This window comes from Streptomyces sp. Ncost-T10-10d, assembly GCF_900091955.1.
Classification (GTDB): domain Bacteria; phylum Actinomycetota; class Actinomycetes; order Streptomycetales; family Streptomycetaceae; genus Streptomyces.
Genome location: NZ_FMDF01000145.1, coordinates 71,441 through 91,882, shown reverse-complemented (window position 1 = coordinate 91,882; position 20,442 = coordinate 71,441). Strand labels below are relative to the sequence as shown.

At 69.2% G+C, this 20,442-nt stretch carries 11 protein-coding genes and 1 pseudogene; 9 read left to right on the top strand and 3 right to left on the bottom strand.

Annotation, left to right across the window (positions count from 1 at the left end; translation table 11 throughout):
* Positions 1-87: 87 nt before the first annotated feature.
* Positions 88-720 (bottom strand): TetR/AcrR family transcriptional regulator C-terminal domain-containing protein, encoded by a 633-nt coding sequence (locus tag GA0115254_RS25470; RefSeq protein WP_093897610.1) that lies wholly within the window; start codon positions 718-720, stop codon positions 88-90.
* A 151-nt stretch (positions 721-871) separates the two neighbouring features.
* Here GA0115254_RS25470 and GA0115254_RS25465 point away from each other — a divergent pair, with 151 nt between their 5' ends.
* Both GA0115254_RS25465 and GA0115254_RS25460 read left to right on the top strand, forming a co-directional pair.
* Positions 872-2,344 carry an APC family permease gene (locus tag GA0115254_RS25465; RefSeq protein WP_093897609.1) on the top strand — a complete coding sequence of 491 codons (1,473 nt, stop codon included), beginning with the start codon at positions 872-874 and terminating at the stop codon, positions 2,342-2,344.
* A gap of 11 nt (positions 2,345-2,355) precedes the next feature.
* Positions 2,356-3,954, top strand: coding sequence for an amidohydrolase (locus GA0115254_RS25460; RefSeq protein WP_093897608.1), 1,599 nt, complete (start codon positions 2,356-2,358; stop codon positions 3,952-3,954).
* A 148-nt stretch (positions 3,955-4,102) separates the two neighbouring features.
* On the opposite strand, the gene GA0115254_RS25455 is transcribed toward GA0115254_RS25460, so the two are convergent.
* Entirely contained in the window at positions 4,103-5,077 is a 975-nt protein-coding gene (locus GA0115254_RS25455) for a phosphatase PAP2 family protein (protein ID WP_093897607.1), read from the bottom strand.
* A 107-nt stretch (positions 5,078-5,184) separates the two neighbouring features.
* Positions 5,185-6,252, bottom strand: coding sequence for a LacI family DNA-binding transcriptional regulator (locus tag GA0115254_RS25450; RefSeq protein WP_093897606.1), 1,068 nt, complete (start codon positions 6,250-6,252; stop codon positions 5,185-5,187).
* 357 nt (positions 6,253-6,609) lie between these two features.
* Between GA0115254_RS25450 and GA0115254_RS25445 the strand changes: the two genes are divergently transcribed.
* The 7 genes and pseudogenes from GA0115254_RS25445 (at position 6,610) to pulA (ending at position 20,424) form a co-directional block, all read left to right on the top strand.
* On the top strand, positions 6,610-7,884 hold the full coding sequence (locus tag GA0115254_RS25445; RefSeq protein ID WP_093897605.1) for an extracellular solute-binding protein: 1,275 nt from the start codon (positions 6,610-6,612) through the stop codon (positions 7,882-7,884).
* Between the two features lie 19 nt (positions 7,885-7,903).
* Positions 7,904-8,908 (top strand): annotated as a pseudogene (locus tag GA0115254_RS25440) (carbohydrate ABC transporter permease); the annotation flags it as partial.
* 9 nt (positions 8,909-8,917) lie between these two features.
* Positions 8,918-9,811 (top strand): sugar ABC transporter permease, encoded by an 894-nt coding sequence (locus tag GA0115254_RS25435; protein WP_093897730.1) that lies wholly within the window; start codon positions 8,918-8,920, stop codon positions 9,809-9,811.
* 298 nt (positions 9,812-10,109) lie between these two features.
* The gene (locus tag GA0115254_RS25430) at positions 10,110-11,786 is read left to right on the top strand and encodes a glycoside hydrolase family 13 protein (protein WP_093897604.1); all 1,677 of its coding nucleotides are present in this window, start codon (positions 10,110-10,112) and stop codon (positions 11,784-11,786) included.
* Complete coding sequence (locus tag GA0115254_RS25425) at positions 11,771-12,838, top strand: LacI family DNA-binding transcriptional regulator (RefSeq protein WP_093897603.1); 1,068 nt, start codon at positions 11,771-11,773, stop codon at positions 12,836-12,838. The genes GA0115254_RS25430 and GA0115254_RS25425 overlap by 16 nt, the downstream gene beginning before the upstream one ends.
* 412 nt (positions 12,839-13,250) lie before the next feature.
* On the top strand, positions 13,251-14,957 hold the full coding sequence (locus tag GA0115254_RS25420; protein ID WP_093897602.1) for a carbohydrate-binding module family 20 domain-containing protein: 1,707 nt from the start codon (positions 13,251-13,253) through the stop codon (positions 14,955-14,957).
* Positions 14,958-15,111: 154 nt separating this feature from the next.
* Positions 15,112-20,424 carry a pullulanase-type alpha-1,6-glucosidase gene (gene pulA, locus GA0115254_RS25415; RefSeq protein ID WP_093897601.1) on the top strand — a complete coding sequence of 1,771 codons (5,313 nt, stop codon included), beginning with the start codon at positions 15,112-15,114 and terminating at the stop codon, positions 20,422-20,424.
* Positions 20,425-20,442: the final 18 nt, after the last annotated feature.

The following is a 20,442-nucleotide window of genomic DNA, read 5'->3' as shown; positions in this document are numbered from 1 at the left end:
GCCCCGCTCCTCAAGCGCCGGACGGGCTGAAGAGTGTCCTCGAGCGCCGGGCGGGCTCGGTTCCGCCCGGCGCGCTGAAAGGCGCCCTCAGGCGCCGGACCGGCTTGATGCGTCCTCCGCGTCCAGCAGTGCGCGGCAATGTCCGATGAACGCGCCCAGCGCCAGTTCGAACGCCGCGTCCGCCCGGCCCGTGCCCACCGCGGCCAGGGCCTCCGCGAGGCGGGGTGTCGTGGTGTCGTCGGGGAGTTCCCACATCGTCTCCGGGGCCGCCAGGTCCAGCGCCGAGCCCAGGACCAGGTTCTCCAGAGCGGTGATCACCGTCATCACCTCGGTCATGGTGAAGCCGGCGTCCAGCAGCAGCCGTACCGCGCTCTCGTACTGCTCCAGGACCTTCGGGGCGCGCACCGGTGATGTCGTCAGCAGTGGGATCACGTGCGGGTGGGCGGCGAACGCGGCGCGGTAGGAGCGGGCCCAGGCCGTCATGGCCGCGTCCCACGGCTCCAGGTCGAGGGTCGCGGAGTCGATCGCCGCGCAGACGCGTTCCCGGACGAGCTCGACGACCCCGCCCCTTCCGTCCACATGATGGTAGAGCGACCCGGTCTGTACCCCGAGCCGCCGGGCTATCTGAGGGACGCTGAACTCGCCCTGCTCGTCGATGAGTTCGAGCGCCGTGGTGGTGATGCGCTCCCGGTCGAGCAGCGCCGTGCGCGGCCGTCCCATGTGCGGTTCTCCTGACGTAGGTCTGCACGCAAGTCTGCCGAGAGGTCTTCCCGGATGCCCTTGGGCGAGGCTACATTGCGCAAACCGAAAGCCTTTAGGTTTCTGGTTCCCGGTCCCTGCCCCGCCAGTCGCAGAAGGGCTCCCCTTTCGTATGTCTGCGCCCACCCTCAGGAAAGGCACCCTCGGCACCGCCGACATCGCCTTCTTCGTCATCTCGGCCGCCGCCCCGCTCACGGTGATGGCCGGAGTCGCTCCCATCGCCATCCTGCTCGGCGGCATCGGTGCCCCCGTCGGCTATCTGCTGGCGGGCATCACCCTCGCGGTCTTCGCCGTCGGGTTCACCACGATGAGCCGCCATGTCCGCAGCGGCGGCGCGTTCTACGCATACATCACCCGAGGGATGGGCCGCCCCATCGGCATCGCCGCCGCTCTGCTCGCGATGCTCGGCTACAACGGTATGGAGATCGGCGTCTACGGGCTCCTCGGATCGGCCACCGCCGACACCGCCCAGGCCCTGTGGGGCATCGACCTTCCGTGGCTGCCGATCTCCCTCGCCGGACTGCTGCTCATCTGGTACGGAGGCTTCCGCTCCATCGACTTCGGCGCCAAGGTCCTCGGGGTGCTGCTCGTCGCCGAGACCGGCATCCTCGTGCTGCTCGCGGGCGGTGTGCTGCTGGACGGCGGAGCCGACGGGATCTCGCTCGCCTCGTTCACGCCCGGCAATGTCTTCGTACCCGGCATGGCGGCCGTACTGGCCTGCGCCTTCGCCGCGTTCACCGGCTTCGAGTCCACGGTGATCTATCGGCGCGAGGCACGGAACCCGGACCGCACCGTCCCGCGCGCCACCTATATCGCCGTCGCGTTCCTCGGACTCTTCTACTCCTTCATCGTCTGGACCGTCATCCAGGCATTCGGCGACGCACAGGTCGTCAAGGCCGCCGCCACCGACCCGGGCGGACTGTTCTTCTCCGCCATCACCCACTACGTCGGCGGCTGGGCCGCGGACCTGATGCACATCCTCATCGTCACCAGCGTGCTCGCCTCGCTGCTCGCCTTCCACAACGCCATCAACCGGTACGGGCTCGCGCTCGCCGAGGAGGGTGTGCTGCCCGCCGCCCTCGGCCGCATCCACCCCCGGCACCGTTCTCCGTACGTGGCCGGTCTCGCCCAGATCGCGCTCGGCGCCGTGATCGTCATCGGCTTCGCGGCGGCCGGCGCCGATCCGTACTCGCAGCTGCTGCTCTGGGTCAACACTCCGGGAATGATCGGCCTGATGGTGCTCCAACTGCTCGCGGCGATCGCCGTACCGCTGTTCTTCCGGCGGTTCGAGCACGGCGAGGGCAGGCTCCGTACCGTCGTCGCGCCGGTCGTCGCGGCCGTGCTGCTGGCCGCCGCGATCGTCCTGGTCACGGACAACGTCGATCTGTTCTCCGGGGCCTCGACCGGCGTGAACATCGTGCTCGTCTCGCTGGTGCCCGCGGTCTTCCTGATCGGGCTCGTACTCGCGCACCGGCTGAAGCGCACCAGACCCGAGGTGTACGCCCGGTTCGCGGCCGAGCCGTCACCGCCGGAGGGGGCCGTGACCGCCCCCGGCCCCGCCACACCCACCTCCCTCACCGTCTAAGGAGTCCCACCGTGCCCGCAGCCGATCTCCTCCTCACCGGAGCCCGTGTCCGCACCCTCGACCCGGCCCGGCCCGAAGCCACCGCCGTGGCGGTCAAGGATGGGGTGATCACCGCCGTCGGCGACGAGGCCGAACTGCGCGAGTGGCACGGGACCGGCACGGAGAGAGTCGATCTGGCCGGGGCCACCCTCACGCCCGGCCTGGTCGATGCGCACAGTCACCCCGTCTGGGGCCTGGAGATGGCCACCGGCACGGACCTCACCGCTGTCCGCGACCTCGGCCGACTGCGGGCCGCACTCGCCGGGGCCGAACGGACCGAGGGCTGGGTCATCGCCTGGGGCCTGGACCACAACGCCTTCGGCGGCCGGCCCGTCGACCGGGCCCTCATCGAGGACGCCATCGGTGGCGCACCCGCCTTCATCCGGCTCTACGACGGGCACTCCGCCCTGGTCAGCGGCGCGGCCCTGGAACGAGCCGGGATCACAGGCCCCCGCACCTTCGCCCAGCGCTCCACCGTCGTCTGCGACCCCGACGGGCGTGCCACCGGCCATCTGATCGAGCACGCCGCGATGGATCTGGTCGCCGGACTGCTGCCCAGGCCCTCGTACGCCGAGCGCCGCACCCGCCTCGTGGAACTCCTCTCCGGCATGGCCGCCACCGGTCTGACCGGGGCTCATGTGATGGACCTCGGCGACGGTTCCGTGCCCGAGCTGCTGGCCGCGGTGGAGGAGGAGACGGATCTGCCGGTACGGCTCCGGCTGGCGCCCTGGTGCATGCCGGGCGCCGACAAGGAGGCCCTGGACGAGCTGGTACGCGTGCAGAGCAAGGCGGGCCGGCTCTGGCGGGTCGGCGGCGTGAAGTTCTTCATGGACGGCACCGTCGAGGGCGGCACCGCGTGGCTGGAACACGCCGACTGCCACGGGGAGGGCACGGAGGCGTTCTGGCCGGACCCGGAGGCGTACACCGCTGCTGTTCACCATCTGCACCGCGCCGGGGTGGGGACCGCCACGCACGCCATCGGGGACGCGGCCGTGCGGCATGTGCTGGACACGGTGGAGGCGCTGGGGGAGAGCGGTCGGCTGCGCCACCGCATCGAGCACATCGAGACCGTGCCGCGGGTCCTGGCCGCCCGGTTCGCCTCGCTCGGGGTGATCGCCTCGATGCAGCCCACGCACACCGCGTACACCCGTGCCGACCACACCGACGAGTGGTCGAAACGGCTCGGCGACGAGCGGGCCGGCCGGGCCTGGCGCTGCCGGGACCTGCGCGATGCCGGGGCGTATCTGGCGCTGGGCTCGGACTGGCCGATCGCCCACTACGACGTACGGCAGGTGCTGGCCACGGCCCGGCTGCGGCGGCTGCCCGGGGCGTACGACACCGAGCCGGTCACCGCTGAGCAGGCGCTGACGGGGCTGATGGCCCTGGAGGGATGCACCTCGCACGCGGCGGTCGCTGCCGGGGAGCAGGGGGTCGCGGGGCGGATCGCCGTGGGATACCGGGCCGATCTGACGGCGCTCGGGGTGGACCCGGTGCTTGCCCCGGCGGACGAGGTGGGGGAGGCACCGGTGAGGGTCACGGTGTGCGGGGGGCGTGTGGTGCACAGGGGGTGAGGTGGGGCGGGGCGGCGTGGAGAGGGCGGGCGCCCGCGGCGGGCCGGTGCCCCACCCCCGTCCCTTCCCGGCAGCGCCGATATGCGGCTGCTCCGCCCCGGCCCCCGGTCCTCGAACGCCGGACGGGCTGAAAGATGTCCTCGAAGCGTCAAGCGCCGGACGGGCTTGAATCGCGTGCTGCCGTCTCCGTCGCCGGGCGCTGTGTCCGGATCGGCGTGCCCGCGGACAGGCCGGCCGGCCGCGGCCTCTCCCACGGCAGCGGAACCTGCTTCGGGAGGTGGTGCGGCAGCGAGTCGTACCAGGCGTACGAGATCGCGTAACCGAAGGCCAGACACGTCATGCCACCCAGCGCGTCCAGCCAGAAGTGGTTGGCTGTCGCCACGATCACCAGCAGGGTGACTGCCGGGTAGAGCAGGCCCAGGATGCGCGCCCAGGGGGCGGAGGCCAACGCGAAGATGGTCAGGCCGCACCAGAGAGACCAGCCGATGTGCATCGAGGGCATCGCCGCGTACTGGTTCGACATGTTCTTGAAGTTGCCCGAGGCCATCGACCCCCAGGTCTGATGGACCAGGACGGTGTCGATGAAGTGGCCGCCGTTCATCAGGCGGGGCGGCGCCAGTGGATACAAGTAGTAGCCGAGCAGTGCCACGGCCGTAGTCGCGAACAGGGCCAGACGGGCCGCCGCGTAACGGCCGGGGTGACGGTGGAACAGCCACACCAGCACACAGACGGTGACGATGAAGTGCAGTGTCGCGTAGTAGTAGTTCATCGACACGATCAGCCATGTCACTGAATTCACCGCATGGTTGACCGTCTGCTCCACGGCGATGCCCAGGTAGGTCTCGACCGACCAGATCCAGTCGGCATTGTGGAGGGCTTCGGCCTTCTGCTCGGGGACGGCGTTGCGCACCAGCGAGTACACCCAGTAACTGGCTGCAACCAACAGGATTTCGAACCAGATGCGCGGCCGACGAGGGGATCGCAGGGAACGCAGTCTCGCCGGGCCGCCGCCCTGCCCCCCGGCGTTCTGCCGAGCGTTCGCCGTGGGGGCCGCCTCGTCCACGATGGGTGACGGGGTGGCCTCCGGCCGGCCTTCCTGTGCAGTCACGCTCAATTCACCCATAGGCACAGAGTCTGCCAGAAATGTTGCCCCCGCCCGATCATCCTCCGATCGGTTCGGGGCTGCACATCTGACTGCTGGTAATGCGCGCCAAGATCTTCAGTACGCTCCTAAGAGCGGGCGTGTGATCCCGGAACGGCTCCGACGGCGGAGGCCGGAGCGGGCCCGGGACCCGCGGCCGTTGAACCACGAACGACCAGTTCGGGCATGAAGACGAACTCGCTGTGCGGAGCGGGTGTGCCGCCGATCTCCTCCAGGAGGGTGCGCACGGCGGCCTGGCCCATGGCCGTGACCGGCTGACGGATCGTGGTCAACGGCGGATCGGTGAACGCTATGAGCGGCGAGTCGTCGTAACCGACCACCGACAGATCGCGCGGCACCTCCATCGACAGCCGGCGGGCGGCCCTGATCGCGCCGAGCGCCATCATGTCGCTCGCACACACCACCGCCGTGCAGCCCCGTTCCATCAGCGCCGACGCGGCGGCCTGCCCGCCCTCCAGGGTGAACAGCGAGTGCTGGATCAGCTCCTCCACCTCGTCCGGGGCGAGGTTCAACTGCTCCTGCACGGTGGAACGGAAGCCCTCGATCTTGCGCAGGACCGGCACGAACCGCTTGGGCCCGACCGCCAGTCCGATGCGCTGATGGCCCAGCGACACGAGGTGGGTCACCGCGAGCCGCATCGCGGCCCGGTCGTCCGGCGAGATGAACGGTGCCTGGACCTTGGGCGAGAAGCCGTTGACCAGGACGAACGGGACGCCCTGGGCGCGCAGTTGCTCGTAGCGCTGCATATCGGCCGAGGTGTCGGCGTGCAGCCCGGAGACGAAGATGATGCCCGAGACGCCACGGTCGACCAGCATCTCGGTCAGCTCGTCCTCGGTGGAACCGCCGGGGGTCTGGGTCGCCAGCACCGGGGTGTAGCCCTGCCTGGTCAGAGCCTGGCCGATGACCTGGGCCAGCGCCGGGAAGATGGGGTTCTCCAGCTCGGGCGTGATCAGCCCGACCAGTCCCGCGCTGCGTCTGCGCAGCCGTACGGGCCGTTCGTAGCCGAGAACGTCGAGCGCGGCGAGGACGGATTCACGGGTGGCCGCTGCAACACCGGGCTTGCCGTTCAGTACACGGCTGACCGTCGCTTCGCTGACCCCCGCCTGAGTTGCGATATCGGCAAGCCGTGCGGTCATGGAAGTGGACTGTACCGGGCGTATGTCGGATTGCCCACCATCCGCAGGAATCGGGCGACCGTACCTGTGGGGTGGTCCGGGGTGGGATCGCGGCAACATCTTGCAAGGTCTTGCGAGCCCGGATTGCAGAGGGCAGTCAGATCATCGCACTACGGGAGCGTGGGCTGTGGCCTGCCTCTGCCAGGGATTGATGGCCCGCGTCAAGAGGCTTGACGGCAACCGTGAGGACACGCGAATGTAACGATCGGCGGCGCTTGCAGAAATCTTCCGCAAACTCTTTCCGCGTTCTTTCATCCTTGTTACGTTCACGTCGACCCGGCGCCGCGACGGAGCGGTACGGCAGTTGAAGGAGTTCAGATGCGACGTGGCATAACGGCCACCGCCCTGGTCGCGGCCCTGGCGCTCGCGGCGACCGCCTGCGGCAGCGACAGCAAGTCCGACGGCACGAGCAAGAGCTCGGGCGAGCTCTCCGGCACGGTGACGTGGTGGGACACCTCCACCGCGGGCAGCGAGGACAAGGTCTTCAAGAAGATCGCTGAGGACTTCACCAAGCAGCACCCGAAGGTCCACATCAAGTACGTCAACGTGCCCTTCGGCGATGCGCAGAACAAGTTCAAGAACGCGGCCCAGTCCGGCTCCGACGCCCCCGACGTCATCCGCTCCGAGGTCGCCTGGACCCCCGAGTTCGCGGACCTCGGCTACCTCGCCCCGCTCGACGGCACCGCCGCGCTGCAGAAGCCGGACGACTTCCTGAAGCAGGCCGCCGCGTCCACCAAGTACAAGGACAAGACGTACGCGGTGCCGCAGGTCATCGACTCCATGGGTATCTTCTACAACAAGAAGATCTTCAAGGAGGCCGGCGTCGAGGTCCCCAAGACCATCGACGAGCTGAAGACCGTCTCCAAGAAGATCAAGGACAAGACCGGCAAGACCGGCATGTACCTGCGCGGCGACGACGCGTACTGGTTCCTCTCCTTCCTGTACGGCGAGGGCGGCGACATGGTCGACGCCTCCACCAAGTCCGTCACCATCGACAACCCCGAGGGCGTCAAGGCGATGAAGGTCGTCAAGGACCTCGTCGACTCCGGTGCGGCCAAGACCGATGCCACGGACGGCTGGGAGAACATGCAGGCGTCCTTCAAGGACGGCAAGGTCGCCATGATGATCAACGGCCCGTGGGCCGTCGCCGACACCTACGCCGGCAAGGAGTTCAAGGACAAGGCCAACCTGGGTATCGCCCCGGTCCCGGCCGGCTCCGCCGCGCAGGGCGCCCCGCAGGGCGGTCACAACCTGGCCGTGTACGCGGGCTCGAAGAACCTCGACGCCTCCTACGCGTTCGTCGACTACATGACGTCCGCCGACACCCAGGCCAAGGTCACCAAGGAGCTGAGCCTCCTGCCGACCCGTACCTCCGCCTACGCCAAGCAGGACGTCGTCGACAACGAGATCGTCGGCTTCTTCAAGCCCGTTGTCGAGACCGCCGTCGAGCGCCCCTGGATCCCGGAGACCGGCAGCCTCTTCGCGCCGCTCGTCACCGAGTACACCAAGGTCCTGACCGGCCAGACCACGCCGGAGAAGGCCGTCAAGACCACCGGCGACTCCTACCGCAAGCTCCTCAAGGGCTGGAAGTAACAGGAAGGCAGGCCGACTGATGGCTGTCCACACCAGCCAGTCGGTGGCGAAGGCCGCGGGCGACGACGTCGCCCGCGGCCGCAGCCGCGGTACTGGCAACCCCCCGCCGCCGAGCAGGCTCCGGCGGGCTCTGTCGACTCACTGGTACGCCTGGACCATGGTCGCCCCGGTCGTCGTCGTGATCGGCGTGATCATCGGCTACCCGCTGGTCCGCGGCATCTACCTGTCGATGACCGATGCCAATGAGCGCAACGTCGAGCGGTCCATCGGTGTCAACCACATGCCCGCCACATACAAGTTCGTGGGCCTGGACAACTACACCGAGGCGCTCACCGGCAATCAGTTCCTCGGCACGCTCGGGTGGACCCTGGTGTGGACGGTCTCCTGTGTGGCCATCACCTTCTCCCTCGGCATGGCCCTCGCCAACATCCTCAACCGCAGGATCGCCGGACGCTCCGCGTACCGGATGGCGCTCATCCTGCCCTGGGCCATCCCCGGTTTCGTCTCCGTCTTCGCCTGGCGCTTCCTCTACAACGAGGACCGCGGGCTGCTCAACAAGATCCTCTCCGGCGGCGGAATCGACGCCGTCCCGTGGCTGAACGACCCCACCTGGGCGAAGCTCTCCGTCATCGCCGTCAACGTCTGGCTCGGTGTGCCGTTCATGATGGTCGCGCTGCTCGGCGGACTGCAGTCGATCCCCAGTGAGCAGTACGAGGCCGCGGAGATGGACGGCGCCACCGCCTGGCAGCGGTTCCGCCACATCACACTGCCCGGACTGCGGCCGGTCTCCACCACGGTGATCCTGCTCTCCACCATCTGGACCTTCAACATGTTCCCGGTGATCTACCTGCTGACCCGCGGCGGACCCGGTGAAGCCACCCAGATCCTGGTCACCCAGGCGTACAAGTTCTCCTTCGAGATCAGCCCGCGCGACTTCGCGCAGTCCTCCACCTGGGGCGTGCTGATCCTCGTACTCCTGATGATCTTCGCCGCCGTCTACCGGCGAGTCCTGCGCACACAGGGGAGACGACTGGTGACCACCGCCCCCGCAACCACCGTCCCGGCGACCCCCGCACGGCACTCCGCGCGCAAGGTCCGGCGGCGCGGCGAGCGTTCGCCGATCGCCTCCGTCGGGCTGCACCTCACACTCATCGTCGCGTCCGTGATCGCCGTCTTCCCCGTGCTGTGGGTCCTGCTCACCTCGCTGAAGCCCGCCGCGTACGCGACCACCACGGACTTCTTCAAAGAGACGACATTCGAGAACTATACGAACCTGATCCAGAACACGAAGTTCCTCACCTGGTTCGGCAACTCCCTGCTCATCGCGGGGCTCACCACGCTTCTCGGCGTCATCGTCTCCGCCTCCACCGGCTATGCCGTCAGCCGCTTCCGCTTCCCCGGCAAGCGCGGGCTGATGTGGACGCTGCTGATCACCCAGATGTTCCCGGTCGCCGTCCTCATCGTGCCGATCTACAACATCATGTCGGGCTTGGGGCTGCTGAATCAGCCCGCCGGCCTCGTCATCACCTACCTGACCATCTCGGTGCCGTTCTGTGCCTGGATGATGAAGGGCTTCTTCGACACCATCCCGCGCGAGATCGACGAGTCCGGGCAGGTCGACGGCCTCACCCCGTTCGGCACGTTCTGGCGGCTCATCCTGCCGCTCGCCAAGCCCGGCCTCGCCGTCACCGCGTTCTACTCCTTCATCACCGCATGGGGCGAAGTGGCGTACGCCTCCGCCTTCATGGTCGGCGAGGACAACCTCACCCTCGCGGGCGGACTGCAGCTCTTCGTCAACCAGTACGGAGCCCAGTGGGGGCCGATGACCGCCGCGTCCGTGCTCATTGCGATACCTGCGGCCCTGGTCTTCCTCTTCGCCCAGCGCCATCTGGTCACCGGCATGTCCGCCGGAGCCGTCAAGGGCTGAGAGGCTGTCGGGTGACCTCTGACCGGGCGGCCACGCCCTGGCACGCACGCTTCCCGCGTTGTCGTCGGTCGGCGACTCCCCCATAGCCTCAAGGGCATGGGAGGGGCCCCCTTCGCGTCGCCTCCCTCCTCCGCCTTGGAATCGCACGCACCAGACCGCGTCCGCTTTCCGGTCCGAGGTCACCCGACAGCCTCTGACGCGGCCCGCCCCGTACGAACCGCACGCACCAAGTCACGGCGTCGCCGGAATCCCGACCCGGTCCCGGCGACGCTCCCCACCCAGACACCCCAGGGACGACATGACCCAGCACCTCGCTGCCCCCTCCACCGGCACGTCCGGCGACGCTCCGGCCCACCAGACCGGCTGGTGGCAGGACGCGGTGATCTACCAGGTCTATCCGCGGAGCTTCGCCGACGGCAACGGCGACGGCATGGGCGATCTCGCAGGCGTACGGGACAGACTTCCGTACCTCAAGGACCTCGGCGTCGACGCGGTCTGGCTCAGCCCGTTCTACGCGTCCCCGCAGGCCGACGCGGGCTACGACGTCGCCGACTACCGTGCCATCGACCCGATGTTCGGCACCCTGCTGGACGCCGACGCGCTGATCCGGGACGCCCATGACCTGGGCCTGCGGATCATCGTGGACCTGGTGCCCAACCACTCCTCCGACCAGCACGAGTGGTTCAAGCGCGCCCTCGCCGAGGGCCCCGGCTCCGCGCTGCGAGAGCGTTACCACTTCCGCCCCGGCAAGGGCGCGGACGGCGAACTCCCGCCCAACGACTGGGAGTCCATCTTCGGTGGCCCCGCCTGGACCCGGACCACCGACCCGGACGGCACCCCGGGCGACTGGTACCTGCACCTGTTCGCGCCCGAGCAGCCCGACTTCAACTGGGAACACCCGGCCGTCGCCGACGAGTTCCGCTCGATCCTGCGCTTCTGGCTCGACATGGGTGTCGACGGCTTCCGGGTCGACGTCGCCCACGGGCTCGTCAAGGCCGAGGGCCTGCCCGACCTCGGCACCCACGACCAGCTCAAGCTGCTCGGCAACGACGTCATGCCGTTCTTCGACCAGGACGGTGTCCACGACATCTACCGCTCCTGGCGCACCATCCTCGACGAGTACCCCGGCGCGCGGATCGCCGTCGCCGAGGCCTGGACCCCGACCGTCGAGCGCACCGCCAACTACGTGCGCCCCGACGAGATGCACCAGGCGTTCAACTTCCAGTACCTCTCCACCGCCTGGGACGCCGCCGAACTCCGCAAGGTCATCGACACCTCGCTCGACGCGATGCGCCCGGTCGGCGCCCCCACCACCTGGGTGCTCTCCAACCACGACGTGACCCGGCACGCCACCCGGTTCGCCAACCCGCCCGGCCTCGGCACTCAGATCCGCACGGCCGGCGACCGCGAGCTGGGCCTGCGCCGGGCCCGCGCCGCCACCCTGCTGATGCTGGCGCTGCCCGGTTCCGCGTATGTCTACCAGGGCGAGGAGCTGGGCCTGCCCGACGTCACCGACCTGCCCGACGAGGCCCGCCAGGACCCGTCGTTCTTCCGCGCGGAGGGCCAGGACGGCTTCCGCGACGGCTGCCGGGTGCCGATTCCGTGGACCCGCGACGGCAGCTCGTACGGCTTCGGCAGCGGCGGCAGCTGGCTGCCCCAGCCCGACAGCTGGGGCGGGCTGAGCGTCGAGGCGCAGACCGGCGAAGCCGATTCCACGCTGGAGCTGTACCGGGCCGCGATCGCCGCCCGCCGGGTGCACCCGGGGCTCGGCGCAGGCACCGCGGTGGAGTGGCTCCAGGCCCCCGAGGGTCTGCTGATCTTCGCCCGGCCCGGATTCGTCTGCACCGTCAACACGACAGGCCGTCCGGTACGCATCCCGGTACGCGGCACCGTCCTGCTGTCCAGCACCCCGGTCGCCGCCGACGGCGCCGAGATCGAGCTGCCCGCGGACACCACGGTGTGGTGGACGGTGTGACCGTCCCCCTGCCCAGAGGCCCTGGGGCCGGCGGTGCGCCGAGGCTCTCGGACATCGCCGGCCAGGCAGCGGTCAGCGAGGCGACCGTCAGCCGGGTACTCAACGGGAAACCGGGCGTCGCGGACACCACGCGTCAGCGGGTGCTCGCGGCGCTGGACGTCCTGGGCTACGAACGCCCCGTACGGCTGCGGCAGCGCAGCGCCGGGCTGATCGGACTGGTGACGCCCGAGCTCACCAACCCGATCTTCCCGGCGTTCGCGCAGTCCGTCGAACAGGTACTGGCCGGGCACGGCTACACCCCGGTGCTCTGCACCCAGCTGCCCGGCGGCGCCACCGAGGACGAGCTCGTCGAGCAGCTCGTCGAGCGGGGCGTCGGCGGGATCGTCTTCCTCTCCGGGCTGCACGCCGACATGTCGGCCGACCCGGCCCGGTACGCCGCGCTCACCGAGCGCGGCGTGCCGTTCGTCCTGATCAACGGCTACAACGAACGGATCAGCGCCCCCTTCGTCTCGCCCGACGACTCCGCCGCCGTACGGATGGCCGTCGGACACCTCGCCGATCTCGGCCACCGCAGGGTCGGCCTGGCCATCGGACCGCAGCGCTATGTGCCGGCCCGCCGCAAACGGGAGGGCTTCGTCGAGGCTGCCGTGAACCTGCTGGGTCTGGGCCGCGCCGCGGCCGAACTCCTCGTCTGCTCCACGCTGTTCAGCGTCGAGGGCGGTCAGGTCGCGGCCGGTGCGCTGCTCGACCAGGGGTGCACCGGCATCGTCTGCGGCAGCGACCTGATGGCGCTCGGCGTGGTGCGTGCGGCCCGGGAGCGCGGGTTCGACGTGCCGCGCGATGTGTCGGTGGTGGGTTTCGACGACTCGCAGCTGATCGCGTTCACCGATCCGCCGCTGACGACGGTGCGTCAGCCCGTACAGGCGATGGCGGCGGCCGCGGTGAGCGCCCTGCTGGAGGAGATCGGCGGCAGCCCCGTGCAGCGTACGGAGTATGTGTTCCAGCCGGAGCTGGTGGTGCGGGGCTCCACCGCCGCGGTTCGCGGCGTCTGAGGCCCGGCGCGAAGGTGTCCGGGCGTACAGGAGAGGCACCGGGAGTCGGCCCTGAATGGGCCGGCGGGGAGTGAGCGACTCCGGGTGCCTCTCTTGTCCGTGACCGGCCCGGCCGGCCGGGCGCGTGGGGTCCGGGGTCACCGGAACCCCCGGCCGACCGGACCGGAGTCGGGTCAAACGTAACAGTGCTGCAATGTTTTGCGTAAGACCTTGCAGAAAGAAAACTGCTGGATTTCGTGGATGTAAGCGGGCGGTGTCCAAAGGGTTGACCGAGACCGGACAGGCTCGTACGGTCTGCACCGCGGCAAGGTTTGCATTCTTGCAGCAAGAACCTTCAGGAGCCTTGAGGGCAGGGCGCGTTGCCACGTGAGGCTGCACCGTCACCCGCATTTCCCCCACAGCAGGAGGAAACATGGCACGCAGACCACTGTCTGCGGCGCTCGCCCTGATAGCAGGCGCCGCCGCTCTCGTGGCCCCCACCACGACCGCCCAGGCCTCCACCCCGGGCGACAAGGACGTCACCGCCGTTCTCTTCGAGTGGAAGTTCGACTCCGTGGCCAGGGCGTGCACGGACTCCCTCGGCCCGGCCGGCTACGGCTACGTACAGGTCTCGCCGCCCCAGGAACACATCCAGGGCGGCCAGTGGTGGACCTCGTACCAGCCGGTCAGTTACAAGATCGCCGGACGGCTCGGCGACCGTGCCTCCTTCGCCAACATGGTCAGCACCTGCCACAGCGCGGGCGTCAAGGTCGTCGCCGACTCCGTCATCAACCACATGGCGGCGGGATCGGGCACCGGCACCGGCGGCTCCTCGTACACCAAGTACAACTACCCCGGCGTGTACTCCGCGGCCGACATGGACGACTGCACCGCGCAGATCAGCAACTACCAGGACCGGGCCAACGTCCAGAACTGCGAACTCGTCGGCCTCGCCGACCTCGACACCGGCGAGGACTACGTCCGCGGCAGGATCGCCGGATACCTCAACGACCTGCTCTCCCTCGGAGTCGACGGCTTCCGCATCGACGCCGCCAAGCACATGCCCGCGGCCGACCTCGCCAACATCAAGTCGCGGCTGAACAACCCCGGCGTCTACTGGAAGCAGGAGGCGATCTACGGCGCGGGCGAGGCCGTCTCGCCCGACGAGTACACCGGCACGGGGGACGTCCAGGAGTTCCGCTACGCCCGCAGCCTCAAGCAGGTCTTCAACAACGAGAACCTCGCCTACCTGAAGAACTACGGCGAGGGCTGGGGCTTCATGCCCTCGTCGAAGGCCGCGGTCTTCGTCGACAACCACGACACCGAGCGCGGCGGCGACACCCTGAACTACAAGGACGGCGCGAACTACACCCTCGCCAATGTCTTCATGCTGGCCTGGCCGTACGGCTCGCCCGACGTCCACTCCGGCTACGAGTGGTCCGACAAGGACGCCGGTCCGCCCAATGGCGGCACGGTCAACGCCTGTTACAGCGACGGCTGGAAGTGCCAGCACGCCTGGCGCGAGATCTCCTCCATGGTCGGCTTCCGCAACACCGCGCGCGGGGAGGCCGTCACCAACTGGTGGGACAACGGCGGCGACCGGATCGCGTTCGGCCGCGGCGCGAAGGCATACGTCGCGATCAACCACGAGGGCTCCTCGCTGACCCGTACGTTCCAGACGTCGCTGCCCGCCGGTGACTACTGCGACATCCAGTCCGGCAAGGGCGTCACCGTCGACGGCTCCGGCCAGTTCACCGCGACGCTCGGCGCCAACACGGCCCTGGCGCTCCAGGTGAACGCCCGTACCTGCGCGGGCGGCGGCACCACGGACCCGGGCACCGGCACCTCCGGCGCATCGTTCGGAGTCGACGCCACCACACAGCTGGGCCAGAACATCTACGTGACCGGCAACCAGGCCGCCCTCGGCAACTGGAACACCGGCAGCGCGCTGAAACTCGACCCGGCCACGTACCCGGTCTGGAAGCTCGATGTGAACATGCCTGCCGGTACGTCGTTCGAGTACAAGTACCTCCGCAAGGACGCGAGCGGCAACGTCACTTGGGAGAGCGGCGCGAACCGCACCGCGACGGTGCCGCCCTCCGGCAAGGCGGCGCTGACGAGCGACGTCTGGCGCAGCTGAACCCGGCGGCCGGGCCGGGGCGGCCGACGACGTCGTCCCGGTCCGGGGGCTGAACAGGGGAGCGGGGGCCATCAGGGCGTCGGACCTCGCTCCAGCCCACAGGACCGTCCACCCCGAGAACCCCATAGCCCTCGCAACCAAGGAGACCCCGCCCGTGTCCCGTTCCACCCTCAGACGGGGAGCCGTCGCCGCACTCTGCGCGGCGCTCCTCCCCGTCGTCCCGGCGGCAGCCGCCTCCGCCGCGCCGAGACCCCCGGGCCCGCCGTCGGACGCGGCGCTCGCCGCCGAGCCCGCCCGTCACGACCTGACGCGTGAACAGTTCTACTTCGTCATGCCCGACCGGTTCGCCGACGGCGACACCTCGAACAACCGCGGCGGCCTCACCGGCTCGCGCCTGGAGACCGGCTACGACCCCACGGACAAGGGCTTCTACCAGGGCGGCGACCTCAAGGGGCTGACCGAGCGGCTCGACTACATCAAGGGCCTCGGCACCACCGCCATCTGGCTCGCCCCGATCTTCAGGAACCGCCCCGTCCAGGGCACCGGCAAGGACGCATCGGCCGGATACCACGGCTACTGGATCACCGACTTCACCCAGGTCGACCCGCACTTCGGCACCAACGCCGACCTGTCGAAACTGATCGACAAGGCCCACGGCAAGGGCATGAAGGTCTTCTTCGACGTCATCACCAACCACACCGCGGACACCGTCGACTACGCCGAGAAGAAGTACGGGTACAAGCCGAAGGGCGCCTACCCGTACCTCGACCGGGACGGCCGCCCGTTCGACGACAGCAAGGGCCTGGCGAAGGTCGACGCGGACTCGTTCCCGTACACGCCGAAGAACACCGGGGAGAAGGTCCCGGCCTGGCTCAACGACCCGACGATGTACCACAACCGCGGTGACTCGACCTACGCCGGAGAGTCCACCACGTACGGCGACTTCTCCGGCCTCGACGACCTGTGGACCGAGCGCCCCGAGGTCGTCTCCGGCATGGAGAAGATCTACGAGAAGTGGGTCCGCGACTTCGATATCGACGGGTTCCGGATCGACACCGTCAAACACGTCGACCTGGACTTCTGGACCCAGTGGGCGACCGCCCTCGACGCCTACGCGGCCAAGCGCGGGCGCAAGGACTTCTTCATGTTCGGCGAGATCTACTCCGCCGACACGGCCATCACCTCGCCCTACGTCACCCGGGGCCGGCTCGACGCGACGCTCGACTTCCCGTTCCAGGAAGCGGCACGCCAGTACGCCTCGCAGGGCGCCCCGGCCTCGAAACTCGCCGCCGTCTTCGGTGACGACTACCGGTACACCACCGACAAGGCCAACGCCTACGAACAGGTCACCTTCCTCGGCAACCACGACATGGGACGTATCGGCTCGTTCCTGAAGCAGGACAACCCGAAGGCCGATGACGCGGAACTCGTCGAGCGCGCACAGCTCGCCAACGAGCTGATGTTCCTCAGCCGCGGCAACCCCGTCGTCTACTACGGCGACGAGCAGGGCTTCACCGGCGCGGGCGGCGACAAGGACGCCCGCCAGACCATGTTCGCCTCGAAGACCGCCGACTACCTCGACGACGAGCAGTTGGGCACCGGCCGTACGCACGCCTCGGATGCCTACGACACCCGCCACCCGCTGTACCGGAACATCGCCGCGCTCTCCAGGTTGACCAAGGAGAACCCGGCGCTGCGTGACGGCGTCCAGACCGAGCGGTACGCGGATGGATCCGTCTACGCCTTCTCGCGGACGGACCCCGAGCGGTCGAACGAGTACGTCGTCGCCACCAACAACGGCACCGCGGCGAGGACGGTCGAGCTGCCCACCGCGTCGGTCGGCATGAACTTCCGTACGCTGTACGGCGGTTCCGGTACGGTTCGCAGCGGCGCCGACACGAAGCTCACCGTCACCGTGCCCGCCCTCTCCAGCATCGTGCTGCGCGCCGAGAAAACCCTGGGCGCCCCGGCAGCCAGGCCCTCGATCACGCTGACGGCACCCGCCGCCGGGGCCACCGGCACCGTCGAGATCTCCGCGGATGTCGACGGCGGATCCCTCGGCCGGGTCGTCTTCGCCGCCCAGACCGGCAACGGCAAGTGGGTCACCCTCGGCTCCGCCGACCACGCCCCGTACAAGGTCACCCAGACCGTGGGCGACACGGTTCCCGCCGGAACCCCCCTTCGGTACAAGGCGGTTGTCGTCGACCGCGCCGGCCGCACCGCGAGTGCCCTCGCCACGTCCACCGCGGGCCGGGCACCAGCCGCCGAGAAGCCCGTCGCGGTCGAGCGCGACTACGCCGTCGTCCACTACAAGCGCGCGGACGGCGACTACGACGGCCTGCAGGTCAAGTCCGGTGACACGACGGCCGACTTCATCGGACGGGACGCCTACGGCGCCTTCGCCTGGCTCAAGCTCGACGAGGGCACCACCTCGGTCCCGTACACCGTGGAGAAGTCCGGCACCCCCGACGGTCCCCGGCGCAGCATCGATCTCGCGAAGACCGGGCAGGTCTGGATCGAGCAGGGCAAGGACGGCCAGGCCGACGAGGCGCCCGACGGCGCCTACCCGCCGCAGGACACCACAAAGGCAGTACTGCACTACTACCGGGCCGACGGCGCCTACGACGGCTGGGGGCTGCACACCTGGACCGGTGCCAAGGACCCCACCGACTGGGCCAAACCGCTCCAGCCGGTGAAGAAGGACGCCTCCGGCGCCACCTTCGAGGTGCCGCTCACCGACGGCGCGACCTCGCTCAGCTACATCCTGCACAAGGGCGACGAGAAGGACCTCCCCAGCGACCAGTCGCTCGACATCGCCACCTACGGGCACGAGGTCTGGATGCTCGGCTCCACGCCCGGCTACCTGCTGCCGCAGACCGGCGGCGTACCCACGCCCGACCTCACCAAGGCCGAGGCGCAGTGGATCGACGCCGACACCGTCGTGTGGAAGGTGAAGGCGACCGAAGCCACCAGCCAGCAGCTCGTCCACGCATCGGGCGGCGGTATCTCCGTCGTCGACGGGGCACTCTCCGACGAGGGGCAGTGGCTGCGGCTCGCACCGTCCGCGCTGACCGACGCACAGAAGGCGAAGTACCCGCACCTCAAGGACTATCCGGCGTTCACCGTCGACGTCCGCGACCGGGACAGGGTGCGCGAGGCGCTGCGCGGCCAGCTGATCGCCACCCAGCGCGCCGCCAACGGTGCGCTGATCGCCGCCACCGGCGTACAGAGCGCGGGAGTGCTCGACGACCTCTACGGGAAGAACGCGGCCACCGCCTCGCTCGGCCCGGTCTTCGACCACGGCCGCCCCACGCTGTCCGTCTGGGCGCCCACCGCGCAGAGCGTCGCCCTGGAACTCGACGGGAAGAGCGTCCCGATGCGGCGCGACGGCCGCACCGGCGTCTGGTCCGTCACGGGCACCGAGAAGTGGACGGGCAAGCCCTACCGCTATGTGGTGGACGTCTGGGCGCCCACCGTGCAGAAGATCGTCACCAACAAGGTCACGGACCCCTATTCCACCGCGCTGACCACGGACTCCGCGCGCAGCCTCGTGGTCGACCTCGACGATCCGGGCCTCGCGCCGAAGGGCTGGTCCGGGCTGAAGAAGCCCGCCGCCGTCCCGCTGCGTGACGCCCAGATCCAGGAGCTGCACATCCGCGACTTCTCGATCGCGGACCGTACCTCGAAGCACCCCGGTGAATACCTCGCCTTCACCGACACCCGCTCGGACGGGATGAAACACCTCAAGGAGCTCGCCGACTCCGGCACGAGCTACGTCCATCTGCTGCCCGCCTTCGACATCGGCACCATTCCCGAGAAGAAGTCGGCCCAGCAGAAGCCGGCCTGCGACCTGTCCGTGTACGCGCCCGACTCCGAGGAGCAGCAGGCGTGCGTGGCGAAGGCCGCCGCGAACGACGGGTTCAACTGGGGCTACGACCCGCTGCACTACACGGTCCCCGAGGGCTCGTACGCCTCCGACCCGGAAGGCACCAAGCGCACCGTCGAGTTCCGGCAGATGGTCCAGGGGCTGAACGGCGCGGGCCTGCGGACCGTCATGGACGTCGTCTACAACCACACCGTCGCCTCCGGCCAGGACGACAAGTCCGTGCTCGACCGGATCGTGCCCGGCTACTACCAGCGGCTGCTGGAGGACGGCACCGTCGCCACCTCCACCTGCTGCGCCAACACCGCGCCCGAGAACACCATGATGGGCAAGCTCGTCGTGGACTCGGTCGTCACCTGGGCCAAGGAGTACAAGGTCGACGGCTTCCGCTTCGACCTGATGGGCCACCATCCCAAGGCCAACATCCTTGCCGTCCGCAAGGCGCTCGACGCGCTGACCACGGCCAAGGACGGCGTCGACGGGAAGAAGATCATCCTGTACGGGGAGGGCTGGAACTTCGGTGAGATCGCCGACGACGCCCGCTTCGTCCAGGCCACCCAGAAGAACATGGCCAATACCGGCATCGCCACCTTCTCCGACCGGGCCCGGGACGCCGTCCGCGGCGGCAGCCCCTTCGACGAGGATCCGGGTGTGCAGGGCTTCGCCACCGGTCTCTACACCGACCCCAACACCTCGGCCGCCAATGGCACGAAGGCCGAACAGAAGGCCCGGCTGCTCCACTACCAGGACCTGATCAAGGTCGGCCTCACCGGCAACCTCGCCGGCTACACCTTCACCGATTCCTCCGGCCGTACGGTCAAGGGCTCCGGCGTCGACTACAACGGGACCCCCGCCGGATACGCCGCGGTCCCCGGTGACGCCCTCGCCTACGCCGACGCCCACGACAACGAGTCGCTGTACGACACACTCGCGTTCAAGCTCCCGGCGGGCACACCAGCGGCGGACCGGGCCCGTATGCAGGTCCTGGCGATGGCGACGGCCACCCTCTCGCAGGGGCCCTCGCTCTCCCAGGCGGGCACCGATCTGCTGCGCTCCAAGTCCCTGGACCGCAACTCGTACGACAGCGGCGACTGGTTCAATGCCCTGCACTGGGACTGCCGTGACGGCAACGGCTTCGGCCGCGGACTGCCCCCGGCCGCCGACAACGAGTCCAAGTGGTCCTATGCCAAGCCACTGCTGACCGGGGCCGCGCTCAGCCCCGGCTGCGCACAGATCAACGGCGCGTCCGCCGCGTACCAGGACCTGCTCACCATCCGCTCCACGGAGAAGGACTTCGACCTCTCCACCGCCGAGCAGGTCCAGTCCGCCCTGTCCTTCCCGCTCTCCGGGAAGGACGAGACGCCGGGTGTGATCACCATGAGGCTCGGAAAGCTGGTGGTCGTCCTCAACGCGACCCCCGGAACCGAGACCCAGAAGATCGCCGGCCTGGCCGGGCAGCGGTACGCCCTGCATCCCGTCCAGGCTGCGGGCGCGGATCCTACCGTCAAAGAGTCGACGTACGAGAGGAGTTCGGGGAGCTTCACCGTCCCGGGACGCACGGTGGCGGTGTTTTCCCTGAGCTGAGCCGTACGGGACTACGCT

Bases quoted from the DNA above. Each gene is read 5' to 3' on its own strand.
- GA0115254_RS25470 (WP_093897610.1), bottom strand. From the start codon at position 720: ATGGGACGGCCGCGCACGGCGCTGCTCGACCGGGAGCGCATCACCACC.
- GA0115254_RS25465 (WP_093897609.1), top strand. From the start codon at position 872: ATGTCTGCGCCCACCCTCAGGAAAGGCACCCTCGGCACCGCCGACATC.
- GA0115254_RS25455 (WP_093897607.1), bottom strand. From the start codon at position 5,077: ATGGGTGAATTGAGCGTGACTGCACAGGAAGGCCGGCCGGAGGCCACC.
- GA0115254_RS25450 (WP_093897606.1), bottom strand. From the start codon at position 6,252: ATGACCGCACGGCTTGCCGATATCGCAACTCAGGCGGGGGTCAGCGAA.
- GA0115254_RS25445 (WP_093897605.1), top strand. From the start codon at position 6,610: ATGCGACGTGGCATAACGGCCACCGCCCTGGTCGCGGCCCTGGCGCTC.
- GA0115254_RS25430 (WP_093897604.1), top strand. From the start codon at position 10,110: ATGACCCAGCACCTCGCTGCCCCCTCCACCGGCACGTCCGGCGACGCT.
- GA0115254_RS25420 (WP_093897602.1), top strand. From the start codon at position 13,251: ATGGCACGCAGACCACTGTCTGCGGCGCTCGCCCTGATAGCAGGCGCC.